A 1,395-nucleotide genomic window follows, 5' to 3' on the forward strand; every position below is an offset into this window, starting at 1 on the left:
GCTCCCGCTTGATGAGGGCCATCTTGTCCTCGGGGGTGGCCTCCGCGAGGAAGTCGTCGACGCCGGCCTCGTCCGCGATCGCCTTGGCGGTCAGCGGGTTGTCACCGGTGATCATGACGGTCTTGATGCCCATGCGGCGCAGTTCGTCGAACCGTTCGCGCATGCCGTCCTTGACGACGTCCTTGAGGTGGATGACGCCCAGCACCCGGGCACCTTCGCTGTCCTCGATCGCCACGAGCAGCGGGGTGCCGCCCGCCTCGGAGATCCGGTTGGCCAGGGTGTCGGCGTCCTCGGACACCTCGCCGCCCTGCTCCCGGACCCAGGCCATGACCGAACCGGCCGCGCCCTTGCGGATCTTGCGCCCGTCGACGTCCACGCCCGACATACGGGTCTGGGCGGTGAAGGCGATCCACTCGGCGCCGGACAGCTCGCCCTGGCTCCGCTCGCGCAGCCCGTACTTCTCCTTCGCCAGGACGACGATGGAGCGGCCCTCGGGCGTCTCGTCGGCCAGCGAGGAGAGCTGGGCGGCGTCGGCCAGGACGGCGTCGGTGGTACCGCTGACCGGCACGAACTCGGCGGCCTGCCGGTTGCCCAGCGTGATGGTGCCGGTCTTGTCGAGGAGGAGGGTCGACACGTCGCCCGCCGCCTCAACTGCCCTGCCGGACATGGCGAGTACGTTCCGCTGCACCAGGCGGTCCATGCCCGCGATGCCGATCGCGGAGAGCAGCGCGCCGATGGTGGTCGGGATCAGACAGACGAGCAGGGCCACCAGCACGACCATCGTGAGGTGCGTGCCCGCATAGTCCGCGAACGGCGGCAGCGTGGCGACGGCCAGCAGGAAGACGATCGTCAGCGAGGCGAGCAGGATGTTCAGCGCGATCTCGTTGGGCGTCTTCTGCCGGGCCGCGCCCTCGACCAGGGCGATCATGCGGTCGATGAAGGTCTCACCCGGCTTCGTCGTGATCTTGATGACGATGCGGTCGGACAGCACCTTCGTACCGCCGGTGACCGCGGACCGGTCGCCGCCCGACTCGCGGATGACCGGGGCCGACTCGCCGGTGATGGCCGACTCGTCCACGGACGCCACGCCCTCGACGACGTCACCGTCGCCGGGGATGATGTCGCCCGCCTCGCAGACGACCAGGTCGCCGACGCGCAGTTCGGTGCCCGGCACCTGCTCCTCGGATCCGCCGTCCTTGGACAGCCGGCGCGCGACGGTGTCGGTCTTGGCCTTGCGCAGGGTGTCCGCCTGGGCCTTGCCGCGGCCCTCGGCCACCGCCTCCGCCAGGTTGGCGAAGATCACGGTGAGCCAGAGCCAGGCGCTGATGGCCCAGCCGAACCAGTCGCCCGGGTCCTTGAAGGAGAACACGGTCGTCAGGACCGAGCCCACGAGAC

At 70.2% G+C, this 1,395-nt stretch carries 1 protein-coding gene; it reads right to left on the reverse strand.

The features are described 5' to 3' along the window. Positions 1-1,395 (reverse strand): potassium-transporting ATPase subunit KdpB (gene kdpB / locus EU811_RS22865; RefSeq protein WP_142940543.1); only part of this gene is annotated, 1,395 nt, incomplete at both ends.

This window comes from Arthrobacter sp. TS-15, from assembly GCF_006964045.1.
Taxonomy (GTDB): Bacteria; Actinomycetota; Actinomycetes; order Actinomycetales; family Micrococcaceae; genus Arthrobacter.